The 6,066-nt window shown below is 70.4% G+C and carries 3 protein-coding genes and 1 pseudogene; 2 read left to right on the top strand and 2 right to left on the bottom strand.

Going from position 1 to position 6,066, the window contains the following annotated elements; all coding sequences use genetic code 11:
- Positions 1-272: 272 nt before the first annotated feature.
- Positions 273-495, top strand: a pseudogene (locus tag ABT186_RS48190) (transposase); the annotation flags it as partial.
- Positions 496-1,053: 558 nt separating this feature from the next.
- Positions 1,054-4,095, top strand: a complete 3,042-nt coding sequence (locus ABT186_RS41820) for a Tn3 family transposase (protein ID WP_351929563.1) — start codon at positions 1,054-1,056, stop codon at positions 4,093-4,095.
- A 174-nt stretch (positions 4,096-4,269) separates the two neighbouring features.
- Here ABT186_RS41820 and ABT186_RS41815 read toward each other — a convergent pair whose 3' ends face one another.
- The gene (locus ABT186_RS41815; protein ID WP_351236636.1) at positions 4,270-4,770 is read right to left on the bottom strand and encodes a universal stress protein; all 501 of its coding nucleotides are present in this window, start codon (positions 4,768-4,770) and stop codon (positions 4,270-4,272) included.
- 4 nt (positions 4,771-4,774) lie between these two features.
- Positions 4,775-6,034 carry an SLC13 family permease gene (locus ABT186_RS41810; protein WP_351236638.1) on the bottom strand — a complete coding sequence of 420 codons (1,260 nt, stop codon included), beginning with the start codon at positions 6,032-6,034 and terminating at the stop codon, positions 4,775-4,777.
- Positions 6,035-6,066 lie beyond the last annotated feature (32 nt).

Raw genomic sequence — 6,066 nt, 5'->3', positions numbered from 1 at the left:
ACCTGCAACGCCGATGAGAATGCAGCACACAACGTCGCGGCAGGACAGGGCGGGATCCCCCGCCCCCGGCGAACAGCCGGTGCCGGAGGGGTGACGGCGGCCACCGGCCGTTCGAGCGCCCGTGAACCTCAACCCACCCGGGTTGGAATCCCCCTCTTTTAAGAGGGGGAGGATGTCAATCTTGCGCCCCATTGGACCGGACGCGCCGCCGCCATCTGCCCGAGGCGAACTCCCCAGCTCGCCCCTAACGACTGGCCTACGGCACAAAGGCCATCGAGGCCCGATTTCGCGACCGCCACACCTTCGAGGTGATCACAGCATGCCCGGACCGGGCATCATCCTCGGCGCCGAGTTCCTGGCCGCCACCGGCGGCGACATGACCGTCTTCGGCACCGCCGATCGTCTCGCCGCGGCTTCGGTGGCGTCGCCCCGGTGCCCCGTGACTCCGGCCTCGCGCCAATGGGGCGCCGCTCTCGTTCTCGCCGTGCCGGCCGAAACCGGTGACAGCGGCGGCGACTTCATTCCCTGCCGGCCGGGCCTCGACCTGGTCACGAGCGTGGCGGCCATCGGGCTGCTTCTGAACCTGGTCTCTGCGTCGCGCCGTCGACGACGCTGAACGCCGACGGGTGGGTGGCAGAAGCAGCCCATCTGGTCAAGGACCTGCTGGCGCGGGAGAGGTCTTCCCTTCGCCAGGTCGGTCCGCCTCGGCACAACGTGCGCGCGAGGCAGGCCGCTGTCGGCCTGGCGTGCTAATTGGAGCGGATCTCGGCCAGTTGCAGGCGGTACTTGGTCGTCTCGTCGGAGGCGGGGGAGCCGAGCCGGGTGGCTTTCAGACGGAGATGGCGGCCGGTGGCGGAGGTGAGCGTGTACGACTGGGCGGAACCGGCCGGGTTCGCCTGGCCGGTGACGGTGCGGGCGGTGGTGTAGGGGTGCCGGTAAGAACTCTGTCACCAGCCGCAAACGGCGGTGATCTTGTGCGGGTGTCACTCGTGTGGGTGAGTCGACGGTCGTACAGCTGCGCGGGGTGATGCCCCGAGAGGACGATCGACGACCGTGGCCCGTACCTCTTTGGACCTGGACGACCTGGTCGAGCACTGGACGCTGTTGAAGGACGAGCAGGGACTCGTGTCCGGCAAGCGTGGTGCGACGCGACTGGGCTTCGCGGTGTTGCTGAAGTTCTACACGCAGTACGGCCGGTTTCCCCGGGGCCGGGTAGAGCTGCCGGGCGAGGCGGTGGAGTTCGTCGCCCGGCAGGTACACGTACCTGCGTCCGAGCTGGACGCGTACGAGTGGAGCGGTCGGACGGTCGAGTACCACCGTGCGCAGATCCGCGGGCACCTGGGCTTTCGTGAGTGCAGTGTCGCGGACGCGGACAAGCTGATGGCCTGGCTCGCCGAGCACGTTGCGTGCAAGGAGCGGCGGCCGGAGCAGGTGCGGGTGGAACTGCTGGCCCGTTGTCGTACGGAGTGCATCGAGCCGCCCACCCCGGGGCGGTGTGACCGGATCGTGGGGGCGGCGCTGCGGGTCGCCGAGGAGACTCTGACGGCGCGGATCTCGGTGCGGCTCACGGTGGGGTGCATCGAGCGGATCGTGGCCCTGGTCGCTGGCGCCGACCAGGAGGACGACGCCGAACCCGGTGGCGCCGGTGCTGGTGAGGGCGAGGACGGGCCGCCGGTCCTGGGGAAGGTCAAGGAGGCGCCGGGCAACGTCAGTCTGGAGACGATGCTCACCGAGATCGACAAGCTGCTGGCGGTCCGCGCGGTCGGGCTCCCGGCGGATCTGTTCGCGGACGTTGCGCCGAAGGTGGTGGCCGGATGGCGGGCGCGGGCGGCGGTGGAGTCCCCTTCTCATCTGCGCACTCACCCGCTGCCGTTGCGGGTGACGCTGCTGGCCGCGCTGCTGCACGAGCGGGAGCGGGAGATCACGGACACGCTGGTGGAGCTGTTGATCTCCACGGTGCACCGGATCGGGGCCAGGGCGGAGAAGAAGGTCACCGAGCAGCTGGTCAACGCGTTCAAGAAGGTGTCGGGCAAGGAGAACATCCTCTTCAAGCTCGCCGAGGCGTCGATCGGCGCACCGGAGGGCACGGTCCGCGAGGTCGTCTACCCGGCGGTGTCCGGCGGTGAGCAGACGCTGCGGGAGCTGGTGCACGAGTTCAAGACCCGCGGCCCGGTCTACCGGCGCACGGTGCAGACCACGTTGAAGGCGTCGTACACCAACCACTACCGGCGCGGGCTGATCAAGCTGCTGGACGTGCTGGAGTTCCGCTCGTCCAACCACACCCACCGGCCCGTGATCGAGGCCCTGGCGCTGGTGGCCCGGTACGCGGCGGCGGGCAACACCACGTACTACCCGCTGGGCGAGAAGGTACCGGTGCACAAGGCGATGGGCGGGGACTGGGCCGAGGTCGTCCACCGCACCGACAAGCGCGGCCGGCACAGGGTGGTGCGCATGGTCTACGAGGTCGTCGCCTTCCAGGCCCTGCGCGACCAGCTCAAGTGCAAGGAGATCTGGGTCGTCGGCGCCGACAAGTGGCGCAACCCGGATGAGGACCTGCCCCAGGACTTCGCCGAGCGGCGTGAGGAGAACTACCGCGAGTTGCGCAAGCCCCTGGACGCCGCAGTGTTCGTCGACGAGCTGCGCGAGCAGATGACCACCGAGCTGACCCTGCTCAACGACACGATGCCGAAGCTGTCGTGGCTGGACATCGCTGAGCGGAAGTCCGGGGCGATCCGGCTCACCCCGGCCGAGGCCCAGTCCGAGCCGCGCAACCTGCGCAGGATCAAGAACGAGGTACAGCGCCGGTGGGGCGTCGTTCCGCTCATCGACATGCTGAAAGAGGCCGTGCTGCGTACCGGGTGCCTGGACGCGGTCACCTCGGTCTCCGGCGGCGGCAGCCTCTCGGCGGAGGTCCTGGCCGAGCGCCTGCTGCTGGTGATCTACGCCTACGGCACGAACACCGGGATCAAGGCCGTCGCCTCCGGCGGCCACGGCCACACCGAGGACGAACTGCGCTACGTCCGGCGCCGCTATCTCTCGGCGGAGTCCGCCCGCGCCATCGCCGTGAACATAGCGAACGCCACCTTCGCCGCCCGGAGCGCCGATTTGTGGGGCCAGGGCTCGACCGCGGTCGCCTCCGACTCCACGCACGTGCGCGCCTACGACCAGAACCTGTTCACCGAGTGGCACTCGCGCTACGGCGGTCGCGGGGTGCTCATCTACTGGCATGTGGAGAAGAAGTCCCTGGCCATCCACTCCCAGCTGATCAACTGCACCGCCTCCGAGGTCGCCGCGATGGTCGAGGGCGCGATGCGGCACGGCACCACCATGGACGTCGAGGCCAACTACACCGATTCGCATGGCCAGTCGGAGATCGGGTTCGGCATCACCCGGCTGCTGAACTTCGATCTGCTGCCCAGGATCAAGCGGATCAACAAGGTGAAGCTGTACCGGCCGACGGCCGGCGACCCGGACGCCTACCCGCAGCTGGTTGCGGCGCTGACCCGCCCGATCCGCTGGGAGCTCATCGCCCAGCAGTACGACCAGATGATCAAGTATGCGACCGCGATCCGTACCCGGACCGCGTCCACCGAGGCGATTCTGCGCCGCTTCACCCGCAACGCCTCTCACCCCACCTACGCGGCCATGCTGGAGGTCGGCCGCGCGCAGAAGACCATCTTCGTGGCCCGCTATCTGCGGCTGCGGGATCTTCAGCGGGAGATCGAGGAGGGCCTGAACGTCATGGAGTCCTCCAACGGCGCCAACTCCGTGATCGCCTACGGCAAGGGCGGAGAGATCGCCTCGAACCGGCGCGACGAACAGGAGATGTTCGTCCTGTGCCTGCGCATCCTCCAGTCCGCCCTGGTCTACGTGAACACCCTGATGCTTCAGGACATCCTCGGTGAGCCGGAGTGGGCGGACTCCCTCACCCCTGCCGACCGGCGCGGTCTGACCCCGCTGTTCTGGTCGCACGTCCGGCCCTACGGTGACGTGAACCTCGACATGGACGCCCGCCTCAACCTCGCCGCGGCGGCCGTTCCGGGGCCCCGGACCACGGACAGCGAGGCCGCCCGATCCGCCGTGGACAGCGCATGAACCTGCTCAGAGCGAGCCCGACATCCTGGTCTGCGACGGTGGCGGCTGCCTGAACTTCAGCCTCCTTCTGGACACTCTCCGGTGACGCCGGTCCGTACGAAAGGAGTAGCCGTGACCTCCACCAACGGCAGCCCTTGTGTTGCGGGGACCGACAACTCGCGCGGCGGAGTGACGCTACCGGTGGTGCGGCGGGTGTGGTGGCGGGGGCGGGATCGTGGCGATGCCTGGCGCGGTCTCGGGCCAGACCAACAGGACGGAGCAGGGGGCGTGGTCGACGATGAAGCGGCTGGCGGGGCCGAGGCTGCGGGGGCCGAGGTGGGTGCGGTCGCCGTCGCGGGCGAGGATGAGGAGGTCGGCGCCTTCGGCTGCGGCGACGACTTCCCGCTCGACGCGGCCGGTGCGCACCTCCCGGGTGCACGGGCGGCCCAGGCGCTGCGCGGCGTCGGCGAGGAGCTGGGCGGCGGACGCGGTGGCCAGGTGCTCCAGCCGTGTGCCGGGGTCGCGTTCGGGGTGGCCGCGGCCGAGCAACCCGGCGAACGCGCCGTGCGCTGCGCCGGGGACGTCGGCTGGGGTGACGTGGAGCAGGACGATGTCGGTGCCCTCGGGGGTGCGGGTGCGGGCGGCGTCCACGCAGGCGGGCCAGGTGCCCTCGACGATCCAGACCACCACGGCCATGGGGTCAGCCTCCTCCGATCGCGGTCAGTGAGACCCACAGTGCCAGCACTGCGGCGCCCAGGCTCGCGGGTATGGCGTACAGGCCGAGCCGGGTGAACTCCTTCAGCTCCACCTCGGCGTCGTGGGCGTGCACGATGCGCCGCCACAGCAGGGTGGCCAGCGAGCCGGCGTAGGTGAGGTTCGGCCCGATGTTCACCCCGAGCAGCACCGCGAGAACGGCTCCGGGCCCGGACGGGGCGGTCAGCGGCAGCAGCACCAGCACCGCAGGCAGGTTGTTGATCACGTTGGCCAGGACGGCGGCCAGCGCCGCGAGGCCCAGCAGGGCAGGCAGGCCGGTGCCGCCGGGGATCAGGTGCCCGAGGGCGGTGTCGAGGCCGTTGTCGACGACGGCGCGCACCACGATGCCCAGGGCCAGGACGAAAGCGAGGAACGGCACCGCACTGGCGCGCAGGATGGCGACAGGGGTGGTGCGGTGCTGGGCCAGGGCACGGACCGCGAGGACGCCGGCGCCCGCGAACGCCGCCCAGGCGGGGTTGATCCCGGCTGCGGAGGTGACCACGAACCCGGCCAGGGTGCATGCCACGGTGGCCAGGGCGAACACCGGCACCTCGCGCGGCTGGACCGTGGGCGGGGCCGTGGCGCCGGCGTCCAGATCGGTGGCGAAGAACCGGCGGAACACGACGTACTCGACGCCGATGGCCACCAGCCAGGGCAGGGCCATCAGGGCGGCGAACCGGGTGAAGCTCAGCCCGCTGGCCGCGAACGCCAGCAGGTTGGTCAAGTTGGAGACCGGCAGCAGCAGGGAGGCGGTGTTCGACAGGTGGGTGCAGGCGTAGACGTGCGGCCGGGACCGGGCGCCGAGCCGGGCGGCGGTGGCGAACACCACCGGGGTCAGCAGCACAATGGTGGCGTCCAGGCTGAGCACCGCAGTGATCACCGAGGCGAGGGCGAACACATGCACCAGCAGGCGGCGGGGCCGTCCCGCCGCGGTGCGGGCCATCCACGCTCCGCACGCATGGAACAGGCTCTCGTCGTCGCACAGCTGGGCCAGAACCAGCACGGCCGCCAGGAACCCGATCACCGGCCCCAGCCGCGCGGCCTCGTCCGCCGCGTGGGCCGACGAGATCGCCCCGGTGGCGATGACGACACCGGCGGCCGGGACGGCGACGACGGCCTCCGGCCAGCCGAACGGGCGGATGACCGCGCATGCCAGCACGACCACAAGAAGAACGGCGGACAGGGCCTCCGCCAGCGCAGTACTCACCGCGCTATCTTCTCCGGCCGGGCGGTTCGGCG

The sequence above is a fragment of the Streptomyces sp. NPDC001634 genome (assembly GCF_040298185.1).
Taxonomy (GTDB): domain Bacteria; phylum Actinomycetota; class Actinomycetes; order Streptomycetales; family Streptomycetaceae; genus Streptomyces.
This window is presented reverse-complemented; position numbering and strand designations above follow the sequence as displayed.